This is a genomic window from Variovorax sp. FW305-3-2-15-B-LB1, assembly GCF_058787635.1.
This window is the reverse complement of sequence record NZ_JBYSZY010000019.1, coordinates 19,255-45,410: the sequence shown is the minus strand read 5'-3', so window position 1 is coordinate 45,410 and position 26,156 is coordinate 19,255. Positions and strand designations below refer to the sequence as shown.

At 69.8% G+C, this 26,156-nt stretch carries 25 protein-coding genes; 14 read left to right on the top strand and 11 right to left on the bottom strand.

Features of this window, described 5'->3' with window-relative positions:
• The first annotated feature begins 1 nt into the window (after position 1).
• From AC3WQR_RS14320 to AC3WQR_RS14285, 8 genes are all read left to right on the top strand, one after another.
• A complete protein-coding gene (locus AC3WQR_RS14320) occupies positions 2-871 on the top strand; it encodes a carbohydrate ABC transporter permease (protein WP_159276062.1) in 870 nt (289 codons plus the stop codon).
• Positions 872-882: 11 nt separating this feature from the next.
• A complete protein-coding gene (locus AC3WQR_RS14315; protein WP_354345133.1) occupies positions 883-1,695 on the top strand; it encodes a carbohydrate ABC transporter permease in 813 nt (270 codons plus the stop codon).
• 32 nt (positions 1,696-1,727) lie between these two features.
• Complete coding sequence (locus AC3WQR_RS14310; protein WP_447745879.1) at positions 1,728-2,834, top strand: ABC transporter ATP-binding protein; 1,107 nt, start codon at positions 1,728-1,730, stop codon at positions 2,832-2,834.
• 37 nt (positions 2,835-2,871) lie between these two features.
• Positions 2,872-3,921, top strand: coding sequence for an NAD(P)-dependent alcohol dehydrogenase (locus AC3WQR_RS14305; RefSeq protein ID WP_447745877.1), 1,050 nt, complete (start codon positions 2,872-2,874; stop codon positions 3,919-3,921).
• Between the two features lie 108 nt (positions 3,922-4,029).
• The gene (locus AC3WQR_RS14300; RefSeq protein ID WP_492742448.1) at positions 4,030-4,857 is read left to right on the top strand and encodes an SDR family oxidoreductase; all 828 of its coding nucleotides are present in this window, start codon (positions 4,030-4,032) and stop codon (positions 4,855-4,857) included.
• A complete protein-coding gene (locus AC3WQR_RS14295; RefSeq protein ID WP_447745872.1) occupies positions 4,854-6,191 on the top strand; it encodes a flavin-containing monooxygenase in 1,338 nt (445 codons plus the stop codon). Before AC3WQR_RS14300 ends, AC3WQR_RS14295 begins: the two co-directional genes overlap by 4 nt.
• 32 nt (positions 6,192-6,223) lie before the next feature.
• Positions 6,224-7,126, top strand: coding sequence for a bile acid:sodium symporter family protein (locus AC3WQR_RS14290; RefSeq protein WP_095949103.1), 903 nt, complete (start codon positions 6,224-6,226; stop codon positions 7,124-7,126).
• Complete coding sequence (locus tag AC3WQR_RS14285) at positions 7,123-8,121, top strand: SDR family oxidoreductase (protein WP_447745866.1); 999 nt, start codon at positions 7,123-7,125, stop codon at positions 8,119-8,121. The genes AC3WQR_RS14290 and AC3WQR_RS14285 overlap by 4 nt, the downstream gene beginning before the upstream one ends.
• Here AC3WQR_RS14285 and AC3WQR_RS14280 read toward each other — a convergent pair.
• A complete protein-coding gene (locus AC3WQR_RS14280; RefSeq protein WP_447745864.1) occupies positions 8,108-9,022 on the bottom strand; it encodes a LysR family transcriptional regulator in 915 nt (304 codons plus the stop codon). The two genes, AC3WQR_RS14285 and AC3WQR_RS14280, sit on opposite strands and share 14 nt — an antisense overlap.
• Positions 9,023-9,123: 101 nt before the next feature.
• Here AC3WQR_RS14280 and AC3WQR_RS14275 point away from each other — a divergent pair, with 101 nt between their 5' ends.
• A complete protein-coding gene (locus AC3WQR_RS14275; RefSeq protein ID WP_447745861.1) occupies positions 9,124-9,885 on the top strand; it encodes a sulfite exporter TauE/SafE family protein in 762 nt (253 codons plus the stop codon).
• 12 nt (positions 9,886-9,897) lie between these two features.
• On the opposite strand, the gene AC3WQR_RS14270 is transcribed toward AC3WQR_RS14275, so the two are convergent.
• The 6 genes from AC3WQR_RS14270 to AC3WQR_RS14245 all read right to left on the bottom strand — a co-directional run bounded on the left by AC3WQR_RS14270 (position 9,898) and on the right by AC3WQR_RS14245 (position 14,413).
• On the bottom strand, positions 9,898-10,389 hold the full coding sequence (locus AC3WQR_RS14270; protein WP_447745858.1) for an NUDIX domain-containing protein: 492 nt from the start codon (positions 10,387-10,389) through the stop codon (positions 9,898-9,900).
• A 13-nt stretch (positions 10,390-10,402) separates the two neighbouring features.
• A complete protein-coding gene (locus AC3WQR_RS14265; RefSeq protein WP_062476513.1) occupies positions 10,403-10,852 on the bottom strand; it encodes a GatB/YqeY domain-containing protein in 450 nt (149 codons plus the stop codon).
• Positions 10,853-10,963: 111 nt separating this feature from the next.
• Positions 10,964-11,176 carry a 30S ribosomal protein S21 gene (gene rpsU / locus AC3WQR_RS14260; RefSeq protein WP_007833691.1) on the bottom strand — a complete coding sequence of 71 codons (213 nt, stop codon included), beginning with the start codon at positions 11,174-11,176 and terminating at the stop codon, positions 10,964-10,966.
• A 110-nt stretch (positions 11,177-11,286) separates the two neighbouring features.
• Positions 11,287-12,504, bottom strand: coding sequence for a BaiN/RdsA family NAD(P)/FAD-dependent oxidoreductase (locus AC3WQR_RS14255; protein ID WP_447745846.1), 1,218 nt, complete (start codon positions 12,502-12,504; stop codon positions 11,287-11,289).
• A complete protein-coding gene (locus AC3WQR_RS14250) occupies positions 12,501-13,286 on the bottom strand; it encodes a YaeF family permuted papain-like enzyme (RefSeq protein WP_159276073.1) in 786 nt (261 codons plus the stop codon). The genes AC3WQR_RS14255 and AC3WQR_RS14250 overlap by 4 nt, the downstream gene beginning before the upstream one ends.
• Before the next feature lie 2 nt (positions 13,287-13,288).
• Positions 13,289-14,413, bottom strand: a complete 1,125-nt coding sequence (locus tag AC3WQR_RS14245) for a sterol desaturase family protein (protein ID WP_070063138.1) — start codon at positions 14,411-14,413, stop codon at positions 13,289-13,291.
• Between the two features lie 123 nt (positions 14,414-14,536).
• Here AC3WQR_RS14245 and AC3WQR_RS14240 point away from each other — a divergent pair, with 123 nt between their 5' ends.
• The 5 genes from AC3WQR_RS14240 (at position 14,537) to AC3WQR_RS14220 (ending at position 21,173) form a co-directional block, all read left to right on the top strand.
• Positions 14,537-14,881: a hypothetical protein gene (locus tag AC3WQR_RS14240; protein ID WP_447745842.1), complete on the top strand. Its 345-nt coding sequence runs from the start codon at positions 14,537-14,539 to the stop codon at positions 14,879-14,881.
• Between the two features lie 76 nt (positions 14,882-14,957).
• Positions 14,958-16,190, top strand: a complete 1,233-nt coding sequence (locus tag AC3WQR_RS14235) for a TolC family protein (RefSeq protein ID WP_447745839.1) — start codon at positions 14,958-14,960, stop codon at positions 16,188-16,190.
• Positions 16,187-17,680, top strand: coding sequence for an efflux RND transporter periplasmic adaptor subunit (locus AC3WQR_RS14230; protein WP_447745836.1), 1,494 nt, complete (start codon positions 16,187-16,189; stop codon positions 17,678-17,680). Before AC3WQR_RS14235 ends, AC3WQR_RS14230 begins: the two co-directional genes overlap by 4 nt.
• The gene (locus AC3WQR_RS14225) at positions 17,677-20,844 is read left to right on the top strand and encodes an efflux RND transporter permease subunit (RefSeq protein WP_447745833.1); all 3,168 of its coding nucleotides are present in this window, start codon (positions 17,677-17,679) and stop codon (positions 20,842-20,844) included. Before AC3WQR_RS14230 ends, AC3WQR_RS14225 begins: the two co-directional genes overlap by 4 nt.
• Complete coding sequence (locus AC3WQR_RS14220) at positions 20,841-21,173, top strand: copper-binding protein (protein ID WP_095949094.1); 333 nt, start codon at positions 20,841-20,843, stop codon at positions 21,171-21,173. Before AC3WQR_RS14225 ends, AC3WQR_RS14220 begins: the two co-directional genes overlap by 4 nt.
• Here the strand turns inward: AC3WQR_RS14220 and cobA are convergent.
• The 4 genes from cobA to nirD are packed head-to-tail and all read right to left on the bottom strand — an operon-like array spanning position 21,170 to position 26,139.
• On the bottom strand, positions 21,170-21,976 hold the full coding sequence (cobA, locus tag AC3WQR_RS14215; protein WP_447745830.1) for a uroporphyrinogen-III C-methyltransferase: 807 nt from the start codon (positions 21,974-21,976) through the stop codon (positions 21,170-21,172). The two genes, AC3WQR_RS14220 and cobA, sit on opposite strands and share 4 nt — an antisense overlap.
• Entirely contained in the window at positions 21,973-22,878 is a 906-nt protein-coding gene (gene ybiB, locus AC3WQR_RS14210) for a DNA-binding protein YbiB (protein WP_369629497.1), read from the bottom strand. Before ybiB ends, cobA begins: the two co-directional genes overlap by 4 nt.
• A 47-nt stretch (positions 22,879-22,925) precedes the next feature.
• Positions 22,926-25,727, bottom strand: coding sequence for a nitrate reductase (locus AC3WQR_RS14205; protein ID WP_447745826.1), 2,802 nt, complete (start codon positions 25,725-25,727; stop codon positions 22,926-22,928).
• A gap of 7 nt (positions 25,728-25,734) precedes the next feature.
• Positions 25,735-26,139, bottom strand: a complete 405-nt coding sequence (gene nirD, locus AC3WQR_RS14200) for a nitrite reductase small subunit NirD (protein WP_062475470.1) — start codon at positions 26,137-26,139, stop codon at positions 25,735-25,737.
• Between the last annotated feature and the right edge of the window lie 17 nt (positions 26,140-26,156).

Genomic DNA, 26,156 nt, shown 5'->3' with positions numbered 1-26,156 from the left:
CATGCGTTCCCACACCACACGGCTGCCGGCCGTGTTCATCGGGCCGGGGCTGCTCGTGCTGGCCGTCCTGGCGCTGGTGCCGACGGTGTTCGCCATCGCCATCTCGCTGCAGGACCGCGAGCTGGGCCAGGCCGACACCGGCTGGGTCTGGTTCAGCAACTACGTGCAGCTGTTCTCCGACCGGCGCTTTCTCAACTCGGTGCGCGTGTCGCTGGTGTGGGAGGTGCTGACCGTCAGCGCCACCATGGCCCTGGCCGTACTCATGGGCACGCTGATGCACCGCTGCGCCACGCCGCGCTGGCGCCAGGTGCTGTCGATGCTGTTCATCGTGCCGGTGCTGCTGCCGCGCGTGTCGGCCGCCTTCGTCTGGAAGTTCGCCTTCCATCCGCTGTTCGGCCTCATCACGTGGCCGTACAAGGCGATCACCGGCGAGCCGCTGGACCTGTTCGCCGACCCGGTGCTGGCGCTGCTCACGGTGGCCTTCGTCGACGTGTGGCAGTGGGGACTGTTCTTCGGGGTCATCGTGCTGAAGCTGCTCGAAACCCTGCCGCCGCAGCCCTTCGAGGCCGCGCGGCTGGACCACGCGAAGACCTGGGAGGTGTATGCCTACGTGGCGCTGCCGATGCTGAAGGCGCCGCTCATCAGCCTGGCCTTCGTGAAGATGGTGGAGTCGCTGCGTGCCTTCGACCTCATCTACGTGATGACGCGCGGTGGCCCCGGCATCTCGACCGAGACGCTCGACATGTATGCCTTCTCGCAGGGCTTCATCGAGTCGGGCCGCATTTCGTACGCGTCGAGCATGGCGGTGCTGATGATGGTCGCCTCGACGGTCGCGTTCACCTACATCTGGAAATGGACCAAACCGTCATGAAGAAGCTTGCCATCGGAACGCTGCTGGCGCGGCTGGCGCTCATCGCGGCTGGGCTCTCGGCGCTCGTGCCCGTGCTGTGGACCTTTCTCAACTCGTTCAAGAACCGGGTCGACATCGTCTCGGCCGTGCCGAAGTTCTTCTTCACGCCCACGCTGGACAACTACCTGTACGTGCTGAACCGCGAGGCCGTGGCCGCGGGGCTGGTCAACTCGATCGTGGTGGCGGGCGCGGCGGTGATCATCGGCGCGGTGCTGGGCCTGCCGGCCGCCTATGCACTGGCGCGCTACCCGCTGCGCTGGGGCAACGACATCCAGTTCTTCGTGCTGTCGATGCGCTTCCTGCCGCCGGTGGCGGTGGCCATTCCGCTCATGGTGATCTGGCTGCAGCTCGAGCTGTACGACTCGCGCACCGCACTCATCGCCACCTACACGCTGCTCACGCTCTCGACCGTGATCTGGCTCGCCATCCCGGCCTTCAAGGCGGTGCCGAAGGAAGTCGAAGAGGCCGGCCGCGTCGACGGCTACGGCCCCTACGCGATCTTCTTTCGCATCGCGCTGCCGATTGCCGCACGCTCGCTGGTGGGCGCCATCGCCTTCGGCTTCGTGCTGGTGTGGAACGAGTTCCTCATCGCGCTGATGCTCACCACCTCCGAGGCCAAGACGCTGCCCATCGTGGCGTCGGAGCTCAGCCAGCTCGGGCGCGACGTGCCGTGGGGCATTTTGAATGCCTCGGTCATTTTGCTGTCGCTGCCGCCGCTGCTCATGGTGGGCGTGCTCAGCGGTTTTCTCAATGCCGCGTTCAAGCGCAAGCGGGAGGCTGAATGAACCCCGTCGCTTCCCTTTCTCCAGAACCCAAAATGTCTGCCATCCGCTGTCACCACCTCATCAAGCGCTACGGGGAAACGCAGGTCGTCCATGCCTTCGATCTCGACGTGGCCGACAACGAGTTCGTCGTGTTCCTCGGCCCCTCGGGCTGCGGCAAGTCGACCATCCTGCGCATGCTCGCGGGCCTGGAAGACATCAGCGGCGGCGACCTGCACATCGGCGGCCAGCGCGTGAACGACCTGCCGCCGCAGGAGCGCGGCATCGCGATGGTGTTCCAGAACTACGCGCTGTACCCGCACATGACGGTGCGCGACAACATCGCGTTCGGGCTCAAGCGCCTGAAGGTGCCCAAGGCCGAGATCGACAGCCGCATCAAGGAGGTGTCGGACACGCTGGGCCTGGAGCGCTACCTGCAGCGCAAGCCCACCGAGCTGTCGGGCGGCCAGCAGCAGCGCGTGGCGATTGCGCGCGCGATGATCAAGACGCCGAAGGTGTTCCTGTTCGACGAGCCGCTGTCGAACCTCGACGCCAAGCTGCGCAATCACATGCGCATCGAGATCGCGAAGCTGCACCAGACGCTGAAGACCACCACCGTGTACGTCACGCACGACCAGCACGAGGCCATGACGCTGGCCGACCGCATCGTGCTGCTGCGCGACGGGCGCATCGAGCAGGTCGGCACGCCGCAGGAAATCTTCGAGCGCCCGCGCTCGGCCTTCGTGGCCGGCTTCATCGGCACGCCGCCGATGAACCTGATGGAGATGGCGGTGCACGGCCTGGACGGCGGGCAGTGCGAGCTGCGCGGGGGCGGTGGTTCGGTGCGCGTGGATGCGCGCCGCTTCGCGCTCGAAGGCCGCGCGCGCGTGACGCTGGGCGTGCGCCCCGCGCACCTGCACCTCGACACCACCCGGGCGAACGGCGAAGGCTTTGCAGGCGAGGTCCAGCTCATCGAATACCTCGGCAACGAAGTGCTGGTGAGCGTCGGGCAGGGCGGCGAAGAGATCGCCGTGCTCCTGCCGTCCGCCGCGGGCCCCCGGCTCGGCGAGCCGCTGCGTTTCGTGGCCGATGCGCAGCAGGTGCACCTGTTCGATGTCGCGACGGGCGCTTCGCTGCTGCGTCCGGACGCCGTGCTGCACTGAGTGTGCGGCCCCATTTCAACCCTCTGAGAAAGATGCAATGAAAGCACTGGTTCTGGAAAAGGCGCACGAGATCACGCTGCGCGATGTCGAGCTGCCGCTGCACGTCGGCCCGCGCGACGTGAAGATCCGCATGCACACCGTGGGCGTGTGCGGCAGCGATGTTCATTACTACCAGCACGGCGGCATCGGCCCGTACGTCGTCGACGCGCCCATGATCCTCGGCCACGAGGCCTCGGGCGTGGTGGCCGAGGTGGGCGCCGAAGTCACCCACCTGAAGCCCGGCGACCGCGTCTGCATGGAGCCCGGCATTCCCGACATGGACTCGCGCGCCGTGCGCGAAGGCTTCTACAACCTCGACCCGGCTGTGCGCTTCTGGGCCACGCCGCCGATCCACGGCTGCCTCACGCCCTACGTGGTGCACCCGGCGGCCTTCACCTTCCGCCTGCCCGACAACGTGAGCTTCGGCGAAGGCGCCATCGTCGAGCCGCTGGCCATCGGCCTGCAGGCCGCGAAGAAGGCGGCGCTGAAGCCGGGCGACGTGGCGGTGGTCATCGGCGCCGGCACCATCGGCGCGATGACGGCGCTGGCCGCGCTCGCGGGCGGCGCGGCGCGCGTGATCCTGGCCGACCTCGTGCCCGAGAAGCTGGCGCTGTTCGCCCACAACCCGGCGGTGACGACGGTCGACGTGCGCAGCACCAACCTGGCCGACACCGTGCAGGCCCTCACCGATGGCTGGGGCGCGAACGTGGTCTTCGAAGCCAGCGGCAGCGCGCGCGCCTTCGACAACGTGTTCGACCTGCTGTGCCCCGGCGGCTGCCTCGTGCTGGTGGGCATACCCGCCGCCAAGGTGCCTTTCGACATCGTCGCGATCCAGGCGAAGGAGGCGCGCATCGAGTCGGTGTTCCGCTACGCCAACATCTTCCCGCGCGCACTGGCGCTCATCGCGTCGGGGCAGGTCGACGTGAAGCCCTTCATCTCGCGCACCTTCGCGTTCGAGGACGGCATCGCCGCCTTCGAGGAGGCGGCGGCGGGGCGCGTCACGGATGTGAAGATCCAGATCGAATTCCCTGCCGCCGAAGCGGCCTGAACGCCCCGCAAGGGCGCGGGGCAAGGGGAAACGCTGGGGAGTGCGCCGGCAGGGCGCGGCTACAGTGGCTGCGTTTTGCCACTTGCAGCCTTGCGCGCCTCCCTGCCCATGCTCTTGCCGTTTCGCAATGTCGTTCTCACCGGTGCCTGCGGCGGCCTCGGGCAGGCGCTGGCGCGTGCGCTGATCGACGGCGGCGCGCGCGTGGCGCTGGTGGGGCTCGACACCGACCGCCTCGCGGCACTCGCAGCCCCAGCCGAAGGGCGCTGCAAGGCCTACACGCCCGACGTGTCCGACAGCCCCGCCATGCAGGCGATGGCGGCCGACTGGATGCAGCGCTTCGGCCCGCCGGACCTCGTGATCGCCAACGCGGGCGTGGCCGGCGGCTACGACACCGCCGAGGCCGATGACCTGGCCGTGTTCCGCCGCATGCTCGAGATCAACCTGCTCGGCGCGGCCACCACTTTCCAGCCCTTCTTGCAGCCGATGCGCGACCAGGGCCGCGGCGCGCTTGTCGGCGTGGCCAGCATCGCGGGCTGGCACGGCATGCCGGGCAACGGCGCCTACTGCGCGAGCAAGGGCGGCCTGATCCGTTATCTCGAAAGCCTGCGCGCCGAGCTGCGCGGCACGGGGCTCACGGTGCACACGGTGAGCCCGGGCTACATCCGCACCGCGCTCACGGCCGGCAACCGCTTCGCGATGCCGGGGCTGCTCGAGGCCGACGCGGCGGCGCGCCAGCTGCTGGCGGGCCTAGCCGCACGGCGCGAAAAGATCGTGCTGCCGCGGCGCATCGGCTGGCTGTCGAAAGCGCTCGACCTGTTGCCCGCGCCGCTGCACGACCGCCTGCTGCGCGGCCAGCCGCGCAAGCCGCGCGTGGGCGAGGCGGGCGCCACCGCCATCCCCGGCCTGAACTCCCCGAAAGAACCTCCCCGCCGATGACGCCTTCCGCTGCCGCCGCCACCGTTCCCACGCACGAACAGATCGCCCTCATCGGCGCCGGCCCCTCGGGCCTGGCGGGCGCCCGCAATCTGCAGAAGCTTGGCGTTCCGTTCCAAGGCTTCGAGGCGCACAGCGACGTGGGCGGCCTCTGGGACATCGACAACCCGCGCTCCACGGTCTACCACTCGGCCCACCTGATCTCGAGCAAGCGCACCACCGAGTTCGCCGAGTTTCCGATGGCCGACACCGTGGCCGACTACCCGAGCCACCGCGAGCTGCGCCGCTACTTCAGCGACTTTGCCGACCGCTTCGGCCTGCGCGCGCACTTCCGCTTCGGCACGCGCGTGCTGCGTGTGGAGCCGGTGAGCGACGCGCCCGACACGCGCTGGCGCGTGAGCGTCGAGGCGCCCGACGGCACCGTGGAAACCGACGAATACAAGGGCGTGGTGATCGCCAACGGCACGCTCTCCGAGCCCAAGCATCCGCAGTTCGAAGGCCACTTCGACGGCGAGCTGCTGCACACCAGCCGCTACAAGCACGCGGAACTGTTCAAGGACAAGCGCGTGCTGATCGTCGGCGCGGGCAACTCGGGCTGCGACATCGCGGTCGATGCGGTGCACTACGCGCAGAGCGTCGACATCTCGGTGCGGCGCGGCTACTACTTCGTGCCCAAGTACGTGTTCGGCAAGCCGGCCGACACGCTGGGCGGCAAGCGCCCGCTGCCGCCGTGGCTCAAGCAGAAGGTCGACGCCACCGTGCTGCAGTGGTTCACCGGCGACCCGGTGCGCTTCGGTTTTCCGAAGCCCGACTACAAGATGTACGAGTCGCACCCGGTGGTGAACTCGCTGGTGCTGCACCACGTGGGCCATGGCGACATCGGCGTGCGCGCCGACATCGCGCGGCTCGCCGGACGCACCGTGCATTTCAAGGACGGCAGCGCGCGCGACTACGACCTGATCCTCACGGCCACGGGCTACGCGCTGCACTACCCGTTCATCGACCGCGAGCTGCTCAACTGGCAGGGCATGGCACCGCGCCTGTACCTGAACATCTTCTCGCCGCGCTTCGAGACGCTGGGCGTGCTCGGCATGATCGAGGCCAGCGGCATCGGCTGGCAGGGGCGCTACGAGCAGGCCGAGCTGCTGGCGCGCTACTTCCGCGCGCAGGCGGCGGGCTCGCCCAAGGCCGTGGCGCTGCGCACGGCGGTGCAGGGGCCGCCGCCCGACCTGTCGGGCGGCTTCAAGTACCTGCAGCTGGAGCGCATGGCTTACTACGTGCACAAGGACACCTACCGCGCGGCCGTGCGCCAGGCCGCTGCCGCACTGGCTGACTGACCGACCGATCCCTTCTTCACGAGGTTCCGCGCATGCTGCCTGTCGACGAGATCCGCCTGCACTTCAATCCGGCCTCGCTGGTGCTGCTCAACGTGGTGCTGGGCTTCCTGATGTTCGGCATTGCGCTGGACACGCGCATCGACGACTTCAGGCGCGTGGCGCGCATGCCCGGTGCGATGGCGGTGGGCATCGGTGCGCAGTTCGTGGTGCTGCCGGCCGTGACCTTCGTGCTCACGCTGATCCTGCAGCCGGGCCCGAGCATCGCGCTGGGCATGATCCTCGTGGCCTGCTGCCCGCCGGGCAACATCTCGCAGATCCTCACGCACCGCGCGGGCGGCAACGTGGCGCTGTCGGTGTCGATGACGGCCATCTCGAACGCGCTGTCGATCGTGGTGATGCCGCTGAACTTCGCGTTCTGGGGCGGCCTGCATCCCACGGCCTCGGTGCTGCTCAAGACCATCGCGCTCGACCCCTTCGACATGCTGGGCCACATCGTGATGATCATCGGCATTCCCTTCGTGCTGGGCGTGGCCTGCGCACACAAGCTGCCGGGGCTCACGGCGCGCATCAAGAAGCCGGCGCGCATCCTGAGCTTCCTGGCGCTGATCGCCTTCATCGTTGGCGCCATCGCGGGCAACTGGCGCTACTTTCTCGACTACGTGGGACTGGTGCTGATGGCCGTGGTGATCCACGACGCGCTGGCCTTCGGCACGGGCTACCTGTGCGCGCGGCTCTCGGGGCTGGGCGACTACGACCGGCGCGCGGTGGCCATCGAGGTGGGCATCCGCAACGCGGGGCTCGGGCTGGTGCTGATCTTCAGCTTCTTCGGCGGGCTCGGCGGCATGGCCGTGGTGGCCGGCGTGTGGGGCTTCTGGGACATCATCGCGGGCCTGGCGCTGGCGAGCTGGTGGGGGCGCAAGCCTGCGACGCCATGAGCGAGGTCTGGAAGGCGTCCGCACGGCGCGTGCTGGTGACGGGCGGCGATGGTTTTCTGGGGCGCAGCGTGCTCGCCGCATTGGCCGCGCAAGGTTCCTTCGAAAGGCTGGTGGCACTCGACGTGCGCGAGGTGCCCACGGAGCGCCGGCTGCCCGGCGTGGCCTACCTGCAGCAGGACGTGCGCGACGACGGCATCGCCGACGTGCTGGCCGAACACGCGATCGACACGGTGGTGCACCTCGCGTCCATCGTCACGCCGGGCAAGGACTCGAACCGCGCCTTCGAGCATTCGGTGGACGTGGGCGGCACGCGCAACGTGCTCGACGCCTGCGTGGCGCGCGGCGTGGGGCACATCGTGGTGTCGTCCAGCGGCGCGGCCTACGGCTACCACGCGGACAACCCGGCCTGGATCACCGAGTCGCAGCCGCTGCGCGGCAACCCGGTGTTCGCCTATGCCGACCACAAGCGGCAGGTGGAAGAGATGCTGGCCGAGTGCCGCAGGCAGCATCCCGCGCTGGCGCAGACGGTGCTGCGCATCGGCACCATCCTCGGCGAGCGCGTCGACAACCAGATCACGGCGCTGTTCGAGAAGAAGCGGCTGATCGCCATCCGCGGCAGTGACAGCCCCTTCGTGTTCGTGTGGGACGAGGACGTGACCGGCGCCATCGCCCATGCGCTCGGCGGCGCGCCGTCCGGTTGTTACAACCTCGCGGGCGACGGCGCGCTCACGATCCACGAGATTGCTGCGCGGCTCGGCAAGCGCGCCATCGCCTGGCCGGCCGGCGTGCTGCAGGCGGCGCTGGCCGCGGGCTCGGCACTGGGCGTGAGCCGCTATGGGCCCGAGCAGCTCGACTTCCTGCGCTACCGGCCGGTGCTGCTGAACACCGCGCTGAAGACCCAGTTCGGCTACGTGCCGCGCAAGACCAGTGGCGAGGCCTTCGAGGCGTTCGTGGCGGCGCGTGCGCAGCAGGGGCGGCCGGTCACTTGCGCGTAGCGTCCGCCGGCGGCGGTGGTGGCGCGGTGAGGTAGTCGAGCATGCGCCGCGCATTCAGTGGCAGATCTTCCGACGAGCGCACGCAGGCCATCAGCGTGCGCTCGGCCCACGGGTCGGCCAGCGAGGCGCGCGCGATCTTCATCGAACGGGCGCAGCGCTCGGCCGCGGTCTGCGGCACGATGCCCACGCCGATGCCGTACTCGACCATGCGGCACACGGCCTCGAAGTTGCGCACGCGCACGCGGTAGGCCAGGTGCCTGGCGAGCGCGCGCACGTGCCCGGTGATCAGCTGCTGCAGCGCGCTGTCGGCGGGCAGGCCGACGAACTCGCTGTCGACCACCTCGGCCAGGTGCACGCGGCGCCGGCTGGCCAGCGCGTGGCCGCGCGGCATCACCAGCACGAGGTCGTCGCGGCGGAAGGGGTGGCATTCGAGGCCGTCGCTCTCGATGGCGTCGGAGACGATGCCGATGTCGCACAGGCCGCTGCGCAGGGCCTCCACGGTGTCGGGGCTGGCGCGCTCCTCGAGGTCGACCGAGATGCGCGGATGCTCGGCCAGGAAGCGGCTCAGCACCTCGGGCAGGTGCTCGGTGAGCGCCGAGGTGCCGCACATGAAGCGCACGTGGCCCTTGAGGCCCTGGCCGTACTCGCCGAGTTCGCCGCGCAGCCGCTCCATCTGCTGCAGCACGACGCGCGCATGGTGCAGCAGCGTGCGTCCGGCCTCGGTGGGGCGAACGCCCTGTGCGTGGCGCGTGAGCAGCGGGGTGCCGAGCGCGTTTTCCATGCCGCGCACACGCTGGCTGGCCGAGGCCAGCGTCATGTGCGAGCGGCCGGCGCCGGCCGTGAGGCTGCCGGCTTCGACGACGTGGAGAAAGAGCCGCAGGTCGGTCAGATCGAATCGCATGATGGGCCGCAAGGTAGCACGCCAGCCTCAGCCTGCGCCTGAGGCTGGCTGCGCGAAAGCCGCATTTCCAGTGAAGGCGCCGGTCGGCAGACTCCGCGGCGATGACGATCTCCAATGAAGCGATGGGCCTGTGGGCCGCGGCGGCCGCGGTGTTCCTGCTGGCCGGCCTGATCAAGGGCGTGATCGGCCTCGGGCTGCCGACCGTGGCGATGGCGCTGCTCGCGCTGTGGATGTCGCCCGCACAGGCGGCGGCGCTGCTGATCGTGCCGTCGCTGGTCACCAACCTCTGGCAGACCGGGCCGCGCGCCAGCTTCGGCGCGGTGTTCCGCCGCATCGGTCGCATGCAGGCCGGCGTGGTGGTGGGCACGCTGGCCGGGGCGTGGTGGCTGGGCGTACCGGCCGGGGCCTGGGCCTCGCTGGCGCTCGGCGTGGCGCTGGTGATCTATGCGTTGTGGGGGCTGACGGGGCGGCAGCTGCACGTGAGCGACGCACAGGCGCGCTGGCTGGGGCCCGTGGTGGGCGCTGCGACGGGACTGGTGACGTCCGTGACCGGCGTGTTCGCGGTGCCGGCCGTGCCGTACCTGCAGGCCCTGGGTTTCCAGCGCGATGCGCTGATCCAGGCCATGGGCATCTCGTTCACCACCTCGACCGTGGTGCTGGCCCTGGGGCTGGCGGCCAACGGAAGCTACCCGGCGGCGGTGCTGGGCGGGTCGTTGGCGATGCTGGTGCCGGCGGTCGGCGGCATGGTGCTGGGCACCTGGTTGCGGCAGCGGCTGCCGGTGGCCGTGTTCCGGCGCTGCTTCCTGATCGGGCTGGCGCTGCTGGGGGCGTACATGGCGCTGCGCGCCGTCATGTCCGCCTGATCCCGTGATCGGTCAGCTGGCGGCCAGCAGGGCCGCGCGCACGCGCTCGATGGTCTGGCGGTAGGGCAGGGCGAAGTCCTCGATGGGGGCGTCGGCCTCAAGCCAGTAGAACGAGAACACCAGGCCTTCTTCTTCCGGGCTGCCCGTGGCCATGTGCTCGAAGGTCTCGGGCAGGGCGCGGTGGTCGCGCATCAGGAAGATGTGCCAGCGCTGCGGATGGCGGTGCGTGTTGCCTTCGACGCCGGCTTCGCATTCGCGCTCCAGCGTGCCCAGCGATTCGAGCCGGCCGGCGAACACCAGGCCCGACTCTTCGAGCAGCTCGCGCCGCACGGCCGCCTCGGGCGACTCGCCGGGCTCGATGGTGCCCTTGGGCAGCTGCATGTTGCCGTCTTCGGGATGACGGAACACCAGCAGCCGGCCCTGCGCATCGACCAGGCAGGCGCAGGCCTTCGGGATCGTCGCGACGGGGACGGCGCCGAGCGGGCTGCTGCTGCCGTTCTTCATGGCGGTGGCCGCCTCAGGCGCCCGTGAGGGCGGCCTTGACCGCGGCGCTGACCTGGCCCATGTCGGCCTTGCCAGCCAGGCGCGTCTTGACCACGCCCATCACCTTGCCCATGTCGCCGGGGCCCGAGGCGCCCAGTTCGGCCACGATGGCCTTCACCGCGGCGGCCGTTTCATCGGCGCTCATGCGCTGGGGCAGGTAGACCTCGAGCACCTTGATCTCGGCGGCTTCCTTGTCGGCCAGGTCGGCGCGGCCACCCGTGGTGAACGCGGCGATCGAGTCCTTGCGCTGCTTGACCATCTTGTCGACGATGGCCACGACCATGGCGTCGTCGAGCTCCACGCGCTCGTCGACTTCCTTCTGCTTCATGGCGGCGAGCAGCAGGCGGATGGTGGCCAAGCGCTCCGAGTCCTTGGCGCGCATCGCCGTCTTCATGTCTTCGGTGATTTGTTCTTTGAGAGTCATTCTTCGCAACCTTTCGGAAAAAACAAAAGCCGCGGCAGGTTTCCCTGGCGCGGCTGGTGCAACGGGGCGCTGGCGGGGACTTTCGTCGGGGCCAGCCACCCTGGGCGTTGCTTAGTACAGCTTCTTGGGGAGCTGCATGCTGCGCACGCGCTTGTAGTGGCGCTTGACCGCAGCTGCCTTCTTGCGCTTGCGCTCGGCCGTCGGCTTCTCGTAGAACTCGCGGGCGCGCAGGTCGGTCAGCAGGCCGAGCTTTTCGATGGTGCGCTTGAAGCGGCGCAGGGCGACGTCGAAGGGCTCGTTTTCTTTAACGCGGATGGTGGTCATTGATGAATCGTTGAAATGGATTTGGCCGGGGGAGATCGAGGCCCCAAGCCGGGGTTCCTCAACTGAAAACTTTTTGCGGCCGTTGAGGGAAGGCCAGAGTTAGCCCGCGATTATAGCGCGGTTGCGCACGCATGTGCGCTCGCCCACGCCCATTGGAAGTTGTATCCGCCCAACCAGCCGGTCACATCGACCACTTCGCCGATGAAATACAGGCCCGGCTGCTTCGATTCCATGGTCTGGGACGACAGATCGCGGGTGTCGACGCCGCCCGCCGTCACTTCGGCCTTCTTGTAGCCCTCGGTGCCGCTGGGGGTGATCTGCCAGCGGGCGATGCGCTCGGACAGCGCCGCCAGCGCCTTGTCGGTGGCCTCGTTGACTGGGCGCTGCAGGGCCGGGTCTTCGCCGACCCAGGCGTCGGCCAGGCGCGAGGGCACCAGCGCGGCCAGTTCGTTGGCGATGCGTTTCTTGGAGCGCCGCTTGGCGTCGGACAGCGACTCGGCCACGTCCATGCCGGGTGCGAAGTCCAGCGTCAGCGGGGCGCCGGGCTTCCAGTAGCTCGAGATCTGCAGCACCGCCGGGCCCGACAGGCCGCGGTGGGTGAACAGCAGGTCTTCCAGGAAGGCCATCTTGTCCTTCTTGCCGCCGGTCTCGATGCGCACCGGCAGCGCCAGCCCGGCCAGGCCGGCGTAGGGCGCCCAGGCGTCGCCGCCGAAGGTCAGCGGCACCAGCGCCGGGCGCGGCGTGACCAGGCGCAGGCCGAACTGCTCGGCGAGCCGGTAGCCGAAGTCACTTGCACCAATCTGGGGAATCGACAGGCCGCCGGTGGCCACCACGAGCTTGGGCGCGTCGATCGGGCCGCGCGTGCTACTGATTTGGTAGCGCCCGTCGACAAAGGAAATGTCGCCGAGCTTGCACGGCTGCCAGCGTTCGACGTTGCCGGCGGCGCACTCGGCCAGCAGCATGTCGACGATCTGCTGCGAGGAGCCGTCGCAGAACAGCTGCCCCTTGTGCTTCTCGTGGTACGCGATGCCGTGGCGCTGCACCATGTCGATGAACTGCTGCGGCGCGTAGCGCGACAGCGCCGAGCGGCAGAAATTCGGGTTGTCGCCGACGAAATGGCGCTGCGGGGCGCGCACGTCGAGGTCGCGGTTGGTGAAGTTGGCGCGGCCGCCGCCCGAGATGCGGATCTTTTCGCCGACCTTCTCGCTGTGGTCGACCAGCAGCACGCGCAGGCCGCGCTGGCCCGCCAGTGCGGCGCAAAAAAGACCGGCGGCGCCGGCACCGACGACAACGACGTCAAAGGAAGAAGAGGGAGGAGAAGAGCTCAAGCGGGTCCGTCCGCCGCCAGCACCGGCGGCGGGTTGTATTTGAGGTGGCCCACGTAGCGCAGCGGCTGCGTGGCGGCGATCGAGGGCACGTCGCCCTCGCGCATGTGGAGCAGGTCGGCGGGGCTCACCCAGCGCGGGTCGGCGTCGGTGATCGGCACGCCGGCCTGGCGGTAGGCCTCCAGCACGAACTGGGAGCAGAAGAACTGGTCGTTGCGGCTGGCGCCCAGCTGCACCGTGGCCAGGCCGCTGATGCAGTACGCGCTGACGGCCGACGGAATCAGCGGCAGCTCGCACAGCCGGCGGTTCAGCACGAAGGGTGCGTTCAACAGCACGCCGGCGGTGTTGTAGCGGGTGCCGACCTGCGAGTGCGCCCACTCGCGCATCTTCTCGACATCGGCCTCGACGAGGCCCGGCACGCGAAAGGCGACGACCATCTGCTCTTCGTCGACCACCTCGGCCAGCGGCCGTGCGCGCACGCCGGTGCCCACGGCCTCGGCGATCTGGCCGTCGCCCAGGTACAGCACGGCATGGCTCACGGGCGAGAAGGTGCCCAGGCGGATGCCGAACGAGTTCACCGTGGCGATCGAGGTCAGCAGGATGTCGCCGGGCGCCAGCACCTCGGCGCCGATCAGCTCGCCGCCGTTGCCGGGGGCGATCACCGAGCTTTGCACGCGCAGGCGCAGGCCCGAGGTTTCGGAAGGCATCTCGATGCGCGTGGCGCAGGCCGAGAGCAGGAGCGGCAGCGCCGCGGCGAGCGCCACGGCGCGAAGAAGGGAGGCCATGGTCATCCCTTCCAGACGAACGGGAACTTCAGCTGCTTGAAGAAGCCGTTGGGCACGTAGTCGCCCAGCACGCCGTATTTTTCGGGCCAGAGCTTGGTGCTCTTCACCGCGGTGCCGAAGAGGTAGTCGAGGAAGGCGTAGTGCGCCGCGTAGTTCTTGTCGAGCGCCTCGATGTCCTGGCTGTGGTGCCAGTGGTGGAAGTTGGGCGTCACGATCAGGTAGCGCAGCGGGCCCAGGCGCACGCTCACGTTGCAGTGGTTGAACACCGCCTGGAAGCCGACCACCACGATGTAGGCGTCGATCACGTCCTTGCTGAAACCCAGCACGTAGATGGGCGCGAGCACCAGCGTGCGCGTGATCAGCAACTCCAGGATGTGCTGGCGCGAGCCCGCCATCCAGTCCATGCTCTTCACGCTGTGGTGCACCGCGTGCAGGCGCCACAGCACCGGCACCTCGTGGTACGCGCGGTGCGTCCAGTACTGCACGAGGTCGGCCACCAGAATGATCAGCAGGATGCCGGCCCAGAACGGCAGGTTGCTCACCCAGCCGCGGATGCCGTCGTTGGCGGCCCAGCCGAAGAGCTTGTGCACCATGAGGTTGGTGGCCAGCAGCACGAAACCCACGATCATGTGGTTCACCACGAAGTGGTGGAAGTCGGTTTGCCACTCTTCGCGGAACACGGGTTGATCTTTGCGCAGTGCAAAGAGCTTCTCGATGAAGATGAAGATCAGCGACGAGCCCAAGAGGTCGAGGATGAACCAGTCGAGCCCGATGTACGGCGTGTGGTCCGCGAAGTCGTGCACCGGCACCTTGTGCCCGCCCAGCAGCGCCGACACCGCCACCAGCAGGAACGCGGCCGACGACAGCCAGCGCGAGCGGTTGAAGATGATGTTGACCAGCGAGAGCCCGCCCGCGATGACCAGCGCCGTCAGCAGGATGACGCGCATCACGTCGACGTTGTAGCTCTTGCGCAGCTCGGGCGTCGTCAGGTACTGCGGAAAGTGGAAGGCCAGCACGCCCAGGAAGCACAGGGCGGCGAGGCTGAAGGCGATGGTGCCCGTGACCAGCCCGCGCCCGCGGCGCAGCTCGCCGTGGCTTTCGGTGAATTCGTTGAGTTTGTCGAGCATCCCTGCCTCTTCCTTCTTGTTCGTTGGGCCGGGCGGGATTTTAGGCGGCGCCCGGACGGCGGCGCTACACTGCGGCTCCTCATGGCCCGCCGCTCTCTCCGTCGCTGCACGACCGCGATTTTCGTGGTCCTGTCGCTGCTGTTCTCGCAGCTGGCGCTGGCAGGCTATGTCTGCCCCGGCGCCCCGGACAGCCCGGGTTCGATGGCCGAGAGGATGGCGTCGGGCGAGCCCTGTGAAGGCATGGACATGGCCCAGCCGGTGCTGTGCTTCCAGCACGCCGCCGACCTGTCGCTGTCCTTCGAGCCGGTGAAGCTGACCACGCCTTCGCTGCCGGCCATCGTGCAGCTCGTGGTGATGCCCCTGGTGCTGGTGTCGGAAGGCCATGTCCTTCCGCCGCAGGCCGTGCCGGAGCGGCAGCATCCACCGCCCGATCCCGTTTTTCTTGCCACGCGCCGACTGCGCGTCTGACATCTCCGTCGACTGACCGGTGCTGGTGCGGCGTGTCCGCTTGCCAGCGATTCGCTCGTTCGTTTGCGGAGTTTTCATGTCCCTTCCTTTTTCGCGCGCGGCCGTATGGGCCGTCGCGTTGCTGCCGTCCCTAGCGGCGGCGGCCCCCTTATCTCTTGATGCAGCGCTGGAGCTTGCGGCCCGGCGTTCCGAAGCCACCCGCGCCGCCCGTGCCGGCGTCGCCAGCGCCACGGCGGCGGCCTCCGCGGCCCCGCAGCTTCCCGACCCCACGCTGCGCATCGGCGTCGACAACCTGCCCGCGACGGGCGCGGACCGTTTCCACACCACGCGCGACTCGATGACGATGAAGCGCATCGGCCTCAGCCAGGAATGGCTGTCCGCCGACAAGCGCGCCGCACGGCAGGCCGCCGCCGAGGCGTCGGTCGGGCTGGAGGCGGTGCGGGTGCAGGCCGCCGTGGCCGACACCCGCCGGCAGGCCGCGCTCGCGTACGTGGACGCTTTCTACGCCGGCGAGAGCGTCAAGCTCGCGCAGCGCATGGAACACCATGCGCACGAAGAACTGGAGGCCTCGCGCGCACGCCTGTCGTCGGCCGCGGGGAGCAGCCAGGACGTGCTGGCGCTCGCCGGCGGCAGAGGCATCGCGGAAGACGAGACGGCCGACCTCCTGCAGCAGCAGGAAGCCGCCAGCGTCGCCTTCCAGCGCTGGGTCGGCGTGCCGCCCGACGAACTGCGGTCTCCGGGCGCCATCGCCGTGCCGTCCGAAGCGGCCTATGTGGCCGCGCACCCCACGGTCGCAGCCATGCAGCGCGATGTCGACGTGGCCAGGCAGACGGCGGCCGTCACTGCGTCCAATCGCAAGCCGAACTGGACCTGGGAGGTCGCCTATGGCCAGCGCACCGGCTACGCCGACATGGTGTCGGTGGGCCTGAGCATTCCGCTGCCCGTCGCACCCGGCGAACGGCAGGACCGGGACACCGCCGCCAAGCTGGCCTTGGTCGAGAAAGCCGAGGCCGACCTGGCCGAAGCCACCCGGGCCGCGACCGCCGAATACCAGGCGCTGCGCAGCGATGCGCAACGCCTGCAGCAACGCATCGACCGCTACCGCTCGGGCGTGGTCGTTCCGGCCGGCCAGAGAACGGCGGCCGCAACGGCGGCCTACCGGTCGAATCAAGGCAGCCTCGTCACGCTGTTCGAGGCGCGCCATGCCGAAGTCGAAGCGCAGCGCAAGCTGCTGACGCTGCAGCGCGACCTGGCCAGAACCCACGTCCAACTGGCCTTCCGGCCGCTCACCACCGAGGGGGCCCCATGAACCGCACACGCACGATCGGCGTTTCGCTGCTGGCCGCCCTGTTGCTCGGCGCAGGCGCCTTCTACCTGGGGCGCACGACAGCCCCGTCCACGGAGGCGTCGGCGACCACGCCGTCCACCACGGACGGCCGCAAGGTCCTCTACTGGCACGACCCCATGGTGCCGGGCCCGCGCTTCGACAAACCCGGCAAGTCGCCCTTCATGGACATGCAGCTGGTGCCCATGTACGCCGACAGCGCCACCGGCAAGGGCAACGAAGGCGGCGTGCAGGTGAGCCCCACGGTCCAGCAGAACCTCGGCATCCGGTATGCCGGTGTGCGGCGGGTGGAAACCTCCGCGTCTTTCGATGCGGTCGGTGCCGTGCAGTTCGACGAGCGGCTCAACGTCGTCGTGCAGACGCGCGTGGCGGGCTACGTCGAGCGCCTGTCGGTCCGCGCGCCGATGGAGCGCGTGCGCAAGGGGCAGGCGTTGGCGACGGTCTTCGCGCCTGAATGGCTGGGCCCGCAGAACGAATGGCTGGCCCTCAAGCGATCGGGCGTTTCCGCCGACCTCGTCGCCGCCGCGCGCGAGCGCATGCGGGCCCTGTCCATCCCCGCCGAGCTCATCCGCCGCAGCGAGGAAACCGGCACGGCGCAGGCGCGCTACGTGCTCACCGCGCCGTCCGACGGCGTGGTGGCCGAGCTGGGCGTGCGCGAAGGCGTCGCGGTCACGCCCGGCATGACGCTGTTCCGCATCGCGGGCCTGGAGAAGGTCTGGGCGGTGGCCGAGATTCCGGAAGCGCAGGCCGTGCGGCTCGCGCGCGGCCAGAAGGTCAGGGCGGTGCTCCAGGCCGATGCCGCCCAGTCGTTCGACGGCACGCTCGACGAGATCCTGCCCGAGGTCAACGCAGCCACCCGCACCCTGAAGGCCCGCTTCGAGGTCGACAACCGGCGCGGCACGCTCACGCCCGGCCTGCTGCTGCGCCTGCAGGTGACGGGGCCCGCCAGCACCCGGCTGGTCGTGCCGTCCGAAGCCGTGATCCGCACCGGCAAGCGCGCGGTCGTCATCGTGCGCAAGGCCGATGGCGCGTTCGAGCCGCGCGACGTGTCGACTGGCGCGGACCTCGGCGACGACACCGAAGTCGTCTCCGGCCTGAATGAAGGTGACCAGGTGGTGGCCAGCGGCCAGTTCCTCATCGACTCGGAGGCCCGGCTGCGCTCGGTGCTGGGCAGCATGGCATCGCCTGCGGCCACGGCCGCAGCGCCGGCTGCCGTGCTGCACCAGGCCGAAGGCAAGGTCGAGAGCGTGGCGCCCGACGGTCTCACGATCTCGCACGGCCCCGTCGCCACGCTCAAGTGGCCGTCGATGACGATGGGCTTTGCGAAGGCATCGCCCGAGGCGTTCCCGGACATCCAGCCCGGCGACCTGGTCCGCTTCGAGTTCAAGGAAGGTGGCCCCACGGGCTACGAGCTGGTCTCCGTGCAGCGCATGCCACAGGGCACCAAGCGATGATCGCCGCCGTCATCCGCTGGTCGATCGGCAACCGCTTCCTGGTGCTGATCGCGACCTTGTTCCTGGTGGCCGCCGGGTGGTGGTCGGTGGTGCGCACGCCGCTCGATGCGCTGCCCGACCTGTCGGACACGCAGGTCATCATCCGCACGCCTTTCCCCGGCAAGGCGCCCCAGGTGGTCGAAGACCTCGTCACCTACCCGCTGACCACCACCATGCTCAGCGTGCCCGGTGCCAAGACCGTGCGCGGCTACTCGTTCTTCGGCGACTCGTTCGTCTACGTGCTGTTCGACGACAAGACCGACCCCTACTGGGCGCGCTCGCGCGTCGTCGAGTACCTGAACCAGGTGCAGGGCAGGCTGCCCGCCGGCGCCAACGCCTCGCTGGGCCCCGATGCCACGGGCGTGGGCTGGGTCTACGAGTACGCGCTGGTCGACCGCACGGGCACGCGCGACATCGGGCAGCTGCGCGCACTGAACGACTGGTTCCTCAAGTTCGAACTCAAGACCGTGCCCGACGTGGCCGAGGTCGCCAGCATCGGCGGCATGGTGCGCCAGTACCAGGTGGTGCTCGACCCCGACCGCATGCGCGCGCTGGGCATCACGCAGGCGATGGTCGTGGCGGCGCTGCAGAACGCCAACCAGGCCTCGGGCGGCTCGGTCGTCGAGCTCGCCGAGGCCGAGTACATGGTGCGTTCGCGCGGCTACCTGCGTTCGCTGGACGACTTCCGCACCATCCCGCTGGCCGTGACGGGCGCCACGCCGGTGCTGCTGCGCGATGTGGCCACGGTGCAGATCGGCCCCGAGATGCGCCGCGGCATCGCCGAGCTCGACGGCGAAGGCGAGGTGGCGGGCGGCGTGATCGTCATGCGCTCGGGCAAGAACGCGCGCTCGACCATCGAGGCCGTCAAGGCCAAGCTCGAGGCGCTCAAGCCCGGCCTGCCGGCCGGCGTCGAGATCGTGCCGACCTACGACCGCTCGCTGCTGATCGATCGCGCCGTCGACAACCTGCGCGGCAAGCTGATCGAGGAGTTCATCGTGGTGGCGCTGGTCTGCGCGGTCTTCCTGTTCCACCTGCGCTCGGCGCTGGTGGCGGTGGTGGCCTTGCCGATCGGCGTGCTCGCGGCCTTCATCGTGATGCACTGGCAGGGCGTCAACGCCAACATCATGTCGCTGGGCGGCATCGCGATCGCCATCGGGGCGATGGTGGACGGGGCGATCGTGATGGTCGAGAACGTGCACAAGCACATCGAGGCCTTCGAGATGGCGCAGGGCCGGCAACCGACGGTGATGGAGCGATGGGGGCTCGTTGCCGACGCGTCGGTGGAGGTCGGGCCGGCGCTGTTCTTCTCGCTGCTGGTGATCACGCTGTCCTTCGTGCCCGTGTTCTCGCTCGAGGCGCAGGAAGGGCGGCTGTTCTCGCCGCTGGCCTTCACCAAGACCTATGCGATGGCCGCAGCGGCGGGCCTGTCGGTCACGCTGATCCCGGTGCTCATGGGCTACCTGGTGCGCGGGCGCATTCCGCACGAAGGCGCCAATCCAGTGAACCGTTGCCTGATGGCCGTGTACCGGCCCGCGCTGGAGCTGGTGCTGCGCTTTCCCAAAGGGACGCTGGCCGTTGCCGCGGTGCTGCTGGCGCTCACCGTGGTGCCGCTGATGCGCCTGGGCGGCGAGTTCATGCCGCCACTGGACGAAGGCGATCTGCTCTACATGCCGTCGGCGCTGCCGGGGCTGTCGGTGTCGAAGGCCGCCGAGCTGCTGCAGCAGACCGACCGCCTCATCAAGACCGTGCCCGAGGTCGCGCGCGTGTTCGGCAAGGCCGGCCGCGCGGACACCGCGACCGACCCCGCGCCGCTCGAGATGTTCGAGACCACCGTCCAGTTCAAGCCGAAGCGCGAATGGCGCGCCGGCATGACACCCGACCGACTGATCGAGGAACTGGACCGCGCCGTCAAGGTGCCGGGCCTGACCAACGTGTGGGTGCCGCCCATCCGCAACCGCATCGACATGCTGGCCACGGGCATCAAGAGCCCGGTCGGCATCAAGGTGGCGGGGGCGGACCTGGCCACCATCGACAAGCTGACCACGCAGATCGAGGCGGCGGTGAAGGGCGTGCCCGGCGTGTCGTCGGCGCTGGCGGAGCGGCTCACCGGCGGGCGCTACATCGACGTCGATGTCGACCGGCTGGCGGCCGCGCGCTACGGCCTCTCGGTGGCCGATGTGCAGGCCGTGGTGTCCACGGCCATCGGCGGCGAGAACGTGGGCGAAGTGATCCAGGGCCGCGAGCGCTACCCCATCAACGTGCGTTATCCGCGCGAGATCCGCGATTCGCTGGAGCGGCTGCGGCAACTGCCCTTCGTGACGGAGAAGGGCGCACAGCTGCTGCTCGGCGACGTCGCGCGCATCGTGATCGAAGACGGCCCGCCGATGCTGCGCAGCGAGAACGCGCGGCTGTCGGGCTGGGTCTACGTCGACGTGCGCGGGCGCGACCTGCGCTCCGCCGTCCACGACATGCAGGCCGCCGTCGACAAGGCCGTGAAGATGCCCGCGGGCTATGCGGTGTCATGGTCCGGCCAGTTCGAGTACCTGGCGCGCGCGACCGAGCGGCTGAAGCTGGTCGTGCCGGCCACGCTGGCGGTGATCTTCGTGCTGCTGTACCTGCTGTTCCGCTCGTTCGCCGATGCGGCCCTGGTGATGGCGGCCGTGCCGTTCTCGCTCGTCGGCGGCTTCTGGCTCATCTGGGCGCTGGGCCATTCGATCTCGGTGGCCACGGCGGTCGGCTTCATCGCGCTGGCCGGCGTGGCGGCCGAGTTCGGCGTGGTGATGCTGGTCTATCTGAAGAACGCGCTGGCACGGCGCCTCGATGCCGGCGAGCCGATGAACGAGGAGACGCTCCTGGCCGCGATCCGCGAAGGCGCCGTGCTGCGCGTGCGGCCCAAGGCCATGACCGTGGCCGTCGTGATGGCCGGCCTGCTGCCCATCCTGTGGGGCAGCGGCACCGGCTCGGAGGTGATGACCCGCATTGCCGCACCCATGGTGGGCGGCATGGTCACCGCGCCGCTGCTGAGCATGCTGGTCGTGCCCGCGGCCTGGTATCTGTTGCGCCGTCGCGCCCCTTTGTCATCTGCTGTTTCCAACCCCTCATCTCGTCAAGGAGCCACTTCATGAACTTCCTCCATCCCCTTGCCTTCGCACTGCTCGCCGGCCTGGCCGGTGCCGCCCAGGCCCAGGCGCCGAAGAGCGAGCCACCGCCCGCGAAGGCGTCCGCGCCGGGCATGCTGACCGATGCGGTGGTCCAGAAGATCGACCCGGCCCGCGGGCTGATCGTGTTGAAGCACGGCGACATCCCCAACCTGGCGATGCCGCCGATGACGATGGGTTTCGATGTGGCCGAGAAGCAGATGCTTGAACAGGTCAAGCCCGGCGACAAGGTCCGGTTTCATGTCGAGGTGGTGAAGGGCAAGCCGACCGTCACGCACCTCGAAGCTGCGCGCTAGGTCCCGAACCGGCCGGCGTCGCCCGGCTGCAGCGCGGCTGCGGCCAGCCCCTGCAGCACGTCGCCCACCACGATCACCGCCGGGCTGGCCAGCCCGGCCTCGGCGATGCGGGCCTGCAGGCCCTGCAGCGTGGTCACGAGGTGGCGCTGGTGCGGCAGGCTCGCGTGCTGCACCACGGCCACGGGCGTGTCGCCCGGCAGGCCGTGCAGCAGTTCGCGCTCGATATGGCCGGCGCCCGAGACGCCCATGTAGATCACCAGCGTGAGGCGTGCGTTGTGCGCCGTGGCGGCCAGCGCGCGCCAGTCGGTCGGGTCTTCGGCCGCGCCGGCGCCGGTCTTGGCGTGGCCGGTGACGAAGACCACGCCCTGCGCATGGTCGCGGTGGGTGAGCGGCACGCCCAGCGAGGTCACGGCGGCCAGGCCGGCGGTGATGCCGTTGACCACCGCGCATTCGATGCCGGCCTCGCGCAGGTGTTCCACCTCTTCGCCGCCGCGCCCGAAGATGAACGGGTCGCCGCCCTTGAGGCGCACCACGGTCTCGCCTTCGCGCACGGCCGTGATCATGAGCCGCTCGATGAAGGCCTGCGGCGTGCTCTTGCAGCCGCCGCGCTTGCCCACGTGCACGATGCGCGCGCCGGGCCGGGCGTAGGCCTGGAGCACGGCGTCGTTCACGAGGTCGTCGACCAGCAGCATCGTGGCGGCCTGGATCGCCTTGACGGCCTTGACGGTCAGCAGCTCGGGGTCGCCGGGGCCGGCGCCCACCAGCGTGCAGCGGCCGGTGATGAGGGTGGAAGGGGTGTTCATGCGTGGGAGGCCAGTTCGGTGATGTGCCTGACTTGCGTCGCGATGGCTTCGGGCACTGGAAGCTCGCCGGCCAGCACGCGCCGCGTGTAGGCGGCCGTGGTGGCGACGTCGATTTCTTTCGGCAGGCCGGGCACGTCGGCGGCGGTGCCGGCGGCCTGGGCCTGGAGTTCGCTGCGCACGCCGCGCACGAAGCCGTCGATCTGCGCGGTGCGGCGCGGGTCGGAGACCACCTCGCCTTCGAGGCCGCGCGAGAGCAGGGCGGTCATGCCCGTGAGCTCGAAGGTCTCGCCCATCGTGCGGGCGTATTCGGGGTGCGTGTAGCTGGCCACCACCACGCAGGGGCCGGTGGTCGGGCGCATGAGCTTGACCACGCTGTGGCCGGGGTTGCGCAGGCCCACCACGCGGCGCACGTCGAGCAGGCGCTTGAGCGCGGGGTTCAGCAGCTCGGTCGGGGCAAAGCCCACCTGGCCGGCGGCGATCGGGGTGAGCGTGGTCATCGGGGGCATGTCCAGGGCCGAAAGCACGTTCGATGCCAGTACGCGCGAGGTTTCGCTCGCGCTGCCGTGCACCAGCACCGCCAGGCCTTCGCGGGCCAGCAGCAGCGCCAGGAGCGGCGTGAGCACCGGCAGCTTGCGCGCGCCGTTGTAGCTGGGCAGCACGATCAGCGGGCCGCCGCGGGTCGTCACGGGGTTCAGGCGTGCATGCGTGGCGTCGAGAAAACCGGCCATCTCCTCGGGCGTCTCGCCCTTGATGCGCATGGCCAGGCAGAAGCCGCCGATCTCCAGGTCGGTGACCGTGCCGTCCAGCACCTGGCCGAACAGGTCGCAGGCCTGCTCGCGCGTGAGCGGACGGGCGCCTCGCGCGCCGCGGCCGATTTCCTTGATGTAGTGGCTGATTCCCATGGGTAGGCGGATTGTCCCGCAACGCTTATGCCGGAATGTGAGTCGGCTTATGCCCCCACGGCCAGTGCTTCGGCCGGGGTGGCCCGCACCATGCGCTTGAGTTCCGGCACGCACGAGCCGCAGTTCGTGCCGCACTTCAGCGCCCCCTGCAGCGCCGCCAGCCGTTCGTCGGGGCTGCCGGTGCAGCGCAGCAGCTCGGCCTCGATGGCGCGGTCGGTCACGTTGAAGCAGGCGCACACCGGCTTGCCGCGCGACTGCACGGCGACCGGCGCGCGGGCGCCCGGCGACAGCAGCAGGCGGCCGTAGCTTTGCGCGGGCAGTTCCTCGCGCAGCAGGGTGGCGATCCAGGCTTCGGCGCTGGTGTCGCCGCCCAGCAGAAAGGCCTCGAGCCCGGCGCTGCCGTCGGCGCGGCGCACCAGCCGCGCGGCGCGGCGCTGGCCGCGGCGGTGGTCGGCGTAGCGCAGGGTGTCGGCGGTCTGCAGGCCCAGCAGGGCTTCGATTTTCTCGACCAGCGCGGCGTCGGGTGCGTCGTGCGCGGCGGCGCGAAAGAGCACGCCGCTGCGTTCTTCTTCGCCTGGCGCATTGCCCGCGAATGGCACGCAGGTGGCGAAGGGGAACAGCGCCATCAGCGGCTGCAGCGCGCGCTGCGCCGTGAGCGCGTCGCCGGCGGGCAGCCAGGCCATGGCCAGCAGTGACCATGGCAGCTCGGCCTTGAGGATCTTCACGGGCGTGTGCTTGAGCTCGGGCTGCTTCGAGGTCGGGCAGTAGGCCGGCGTGGTCAGCGCGTTGATGCCCGCGAGCCGCACGCCGGTCGACGAGCAGCCGCTCAGGTACTCCTCGCCCCAGTGCATGGCGACGAAAGCCTGGCTCATGCCGATCTCGGCGCTGGCGCGCGCCGGCAGCAGGATCGAGCCGCGTTTGGACGTGAGGTGCACCAGGTCGCCTTCGGCGATCTGGCGGCGTGCCATGTCCTGCGCATTCATCTGCACCACGGGCTCGGCCACGTGGCCGAACAGCTTGCCGACCGTGCCGGTGCGGCTCATGCCGTGCCACTGGTCGCGCAGCCGGCCGGTGTTCAGCGAGAAGGGAAAGCGCGCCTCGCGCGCCTCGGCCACGGGCTTGTAGGGCGTGTCGACAAAGCGCGCGCGGCCGTCGGGCGTGGGAAACACGCCGTCTTCGTACAGGCGCACGCGGCCGGTGCGCTCGCCTTCCTTCAGCGGCCATTGCTGCGGGCCGGCGTTCTCGAGCATCGCGTAGCTCAGGCCGGTGATGTCGAGGTCGCGCCCGCGCGTGGATTCGCGGTGCTCGTTCCAGACCGATTCGGCGCTCTCGTACGGGAACAGCGTGAAGGTGCGGCCCAGTTGCTGTTCGAGCCGGCGCGCGAAGGCCACGCCGATCGACCAGTCGTTGCGCGCCTCGCCGGGCGCCGGCACGGCCGGGCGCACGCGCGAGATGCGGCGCTCGCTGTTGGTCACGGTGCCTTCCTTCTCGCCCCAGGTGGTGGCGGGCAGCAGCAGGTCGGCGAAGGCGCAGGTGGCGGTGGTGGCGAAGGCTTCCTGCACCACGACGAACTCAGCGCGTTCGAGCGCGCGGCGCACCGTGGCCTGGTCGGGCATCGATTGCGCGGGGTTGGTGCAGGCGATCCACAGGGCGCGGATCTCGCCGTCGGCCGCGGCCTGGAACATCTCCACGGCCGTCTTGCCGGGCTTCTCGGGCACCGAGGGCACGCCCCACAGCGCGGCCACTTCGGCGCGGTGCTCGGGGTTGGCCAGGTCGCGGTGCGCGCTCAGCAGGTTGGCCAGGCCGCCCACCTCGCGCCCGCCCATTGCATTGGGCTGGCCCGTGAGCGAGAACGGGCCCGCGCCGGGCTTGCCGATCTGGCCCGTGGCCAGGTGCAGGTTGATGAGCGCCGCGTTCTTCGCCGTGCCGCTGGACGACTGGTTCAGGCCCTGGCAATACAGGCTCAGCGTGGCGGGCGAGGTGGCGAACATGCGCGCCGCCGCGAGCAGGTCGTCCTTGGGGATGCCGCACACCTGCGCCACGGTGTCGGGCGTGCAGTCGCGCACCGTGGCCTTGAGCGCGTCGAAGCCGTTGGTGCGGGCCGCGATGTAGGCGGTGTCGGTCCAGCCTTCCCACAGCATCAGGTGCAGCATGCCGTGGAACAGCATCACGTCGGTGCCGGGCTGGATCGGCAGGAACAGGTCGGCGATCTCGACCGTGTCGGTGCGGCGCGGGTCGGCCACGACGATCTTCAGCGCCGGGTTCGCGGCCTTCGCGTCCTCGATGCGGCGAAAAAGAATGGGGTGCGCCCACGCCGTGTTGCTGCCCACGATGAACAGGCACTCGGCATGCTTCAGGTCGTCGTAGCAGGCCGGCGGCGCGTCGGCGCCCAGCGTCTGCTTGTAGCCGGCCACCGCGCTGCTCATGCACAGGCGCGAGTTGGTGTCGATGTTGTTGGTGCCGACCAGGCCCTTGGCGAGCTTGTTGAAGACGTAGTAGTCCTCGGTGAGCAGCTGGCCCGACACGTAGAAGCCGACCGCGTCGGGGCCGTGGTCGCGCACCACCTGCGCGAACTTGCCGGCGGCGAGGTCGAGCGCGTGGTCCCACGTCATGGGCGCGGGCGCCTCCTTGCGCGCGAGGCGCTGCAGGGGCTGCAGCAGCCGCGTCTGGCGCGTGACGGTCGCGCTGGCCGTGAGGTGCAGGGTCGAGCCCTTGGTGCACAGGCGCCCGAAGTTGGCCGGGTGGTCGGGGTCGCCGCGCACGCCGGTGATCTGGTCGCCCTGCGATTCGATGATGACGCCGCAGCCGACGCCGCAGTACGGGCAGGTGGAGCGCGTCTCCTGGGTCATGCGGGCCTCAACCTTCTTCCGGGGACAGGACCGTCACGGCGGCCAGGCGCTGCGGCCCGGCGACCGGGCGCTCCAGGTCGAGCGCGTGCGTGGCCAGCTCGCCGGCGTCCAGGTGCACCACGCCGTCTTCCAGCTTCACCGCGAACTTCGGCGTGCAGCCTTCGTCGGGCGAGCGGGCGCAGCCGTCGTCCAGGCCGATGGCCCAGTTGTGCAGCGGGCAGGCCACGCTGGTGCCGAACACGATGCCCTGGCTCAGCGGGCCGCCCTTGTGCGGGCAGCGGTCGAGCAGCGCAAAGACCTGGTCCTCGGCATTGCGGAACACGGCCACGTCCAGGCCGGCGGGCCGCATCACGCGGCGGGCACCGAGCACGGGGATGTCGTCGAGGCGGCAGATGGCTTTCCAATCGCTCATGGTGGGGCTCTCTTGTC

Excerpts from the sequence above, each read along its gene's own strand:
- AC3WQR_RS14310 (WP_447745879.1), top strand. The coding sequence starts at position 1,728 with ATGTCTGCCATCCGCTGTCACCACCTCATCAAGCGCTACGGGGAAACG.
- AC3WQR_RS14205 (WP_447745826.1), bottom strand. The coding sequence starts at position 25,727 with ATGACCCAGGAGACGCGCTCCACCTGCCCGTACTGCGGCGTCGGCTGC.
- AC3WQR_RS14245 (WP_070063138.1), bottom strand. The coding sequence starts at position 14,413 with ATGCTCGACAAACTCAACGAATTCACCGAAAGCCACGGCGAGCTGCGC.
- AC3WQR_RS14300 (WP_492742448.1), top strand. The coding sequence starts at position 4,030 with ATGCTCTTGCCGTTTCGCAATGTCGTTCTCACCGGTGCCTGCGGCGGC.
- ybiB (WP_369629497.1), bottom strand. The coding sequence starts at position 22,878 with ATGGGAATCAGCCACTACATCAAGGAAATCGGCCGCGGCGCGCGAGGC.
- AC3WQR_RS14275 (WP_447745861.1), top strand. The coding sequence starts at position 9,124 with ATGACGATCTCCAATGAAGCGATGGGCCTGTGGGCCGCGGCGGCCGCG.
- cobA (WP_447745830.1), bottom strand. The coding sequence starts at position 21,976 with ATGAACACCCCTTCCACCCTCATCACCGGCCGCTGCACGCTGGTGGGC.
- AC3WQR_RS14230 (WP_447745836.1), top strand. The coding sequence starts at position 16,187 with ATGAACCGCACACGCACGATCGGCGTTTCGCTGCTGGCCGCCCTGTTG.
- rpsU (WP_007833691.1), bottom strand. The coding sequence starts at position 11,176 with ATGACCACCATCCGCGTTAAAGAAAACGAGCCCTTCGACGTCGCCCTG.
- AC3WQR_RS14270 (WP_447745858.1), bottom strand. The coding sequence starts at position 10,389 with ATGAAGAACGGCAGCAGCAGCCCGCTCGGCGCCGTCCCCGTCGCGACG.
- AC3WQR_RS14265 (WP_062476513.1), bottom strand. The coding sequence starts at position 10,852 with ATGACTCTCAAAGAACAAATCACCGAAGACATGAAGACGGCGATGCGC.
- AC3WQR_RS14285 (WP_447745866.1), top strand. The coding sequence starts at position 7,123 with ATGAGCGAGGTCTGGAAGGCGTCCGCACGGCGCGTGCTGGTGACGGGC.
- AC3WQR_RS14220 (WP_095949094.1), top strand. The coding sequence starts at position 20,841 with ATGAACTTCCTCCATCCCCTTGCCTTCGCACTGCTCGCCGGCCTGGCC.
- AC3WQR_RS14320 (WP_159276062.1), top strand. The coding sequence starts at position 2 with ATGCGTTCCCACACCACACGGCTGCCGGCCGTGTTCATCGGGCCGGGG.
- AC3WQR_RS14305 (WP_447745877.1), top strand. The coding sequence starts at position 2,872 with ATGAAAGCACTGGTTCTGGAAAAGGCGCACGAGATCACGCTGCGCGAT.
- AC3WQR_RS14225 (WP_447745833.1), top strand. The coding sequence starts at position 17,677 with ATGATCGCCGCCGTCATCCGCTGGTCGATCGGCAACCGCTTCCTGGTG.
- AC3WQR_RS14290 (WP_095949103.1), top strand. The coding sequence starts at position 6,224 with ATGCTGCCTGTCGACGAGATCCGCCTGCACTTCAATCCGGCCTCGCTG.
- AC3WQR_RS14280 (WP_447745864.1), bottom strand. The coding sequence starts at position 9,022 with ATGCGATTCGATCTGACCGACCTGCGGCTCTTTCTCCACGTCGTCGAA.
- AC3WQR_RS14250 (WP_159276073.1), bottom strand. The coding sequence starts at position 13,286 with ATGGCCTCCCTTCTTCGCGCCGTGGCGCTCGCCGCGGCGCTGCCGCTC.
- AC3WQR_RS14235 (WP_447745839.1), top strand. The coding sequence starts at position 14,958 with ATGTCCCTTCCTTTTTCGCGCGCGGCCGTATGGGCCGTCGCGTTGCTG.
- nirD (WP_062475470.1), bottom strand. The coding sequence starts at position 26,139 with ATGAGCGATTGGAAAGCCATCTGCCGCCTCGACGACATCCCCGTGCTC.
- AC3WQR_RS14295 (WP_447745872.1), top strand. The coding sequence starts at position 4,854 with ATGACGCCTTCCGCTGCCGCCGCCACCGTTCCCACGCACGAACAGATC.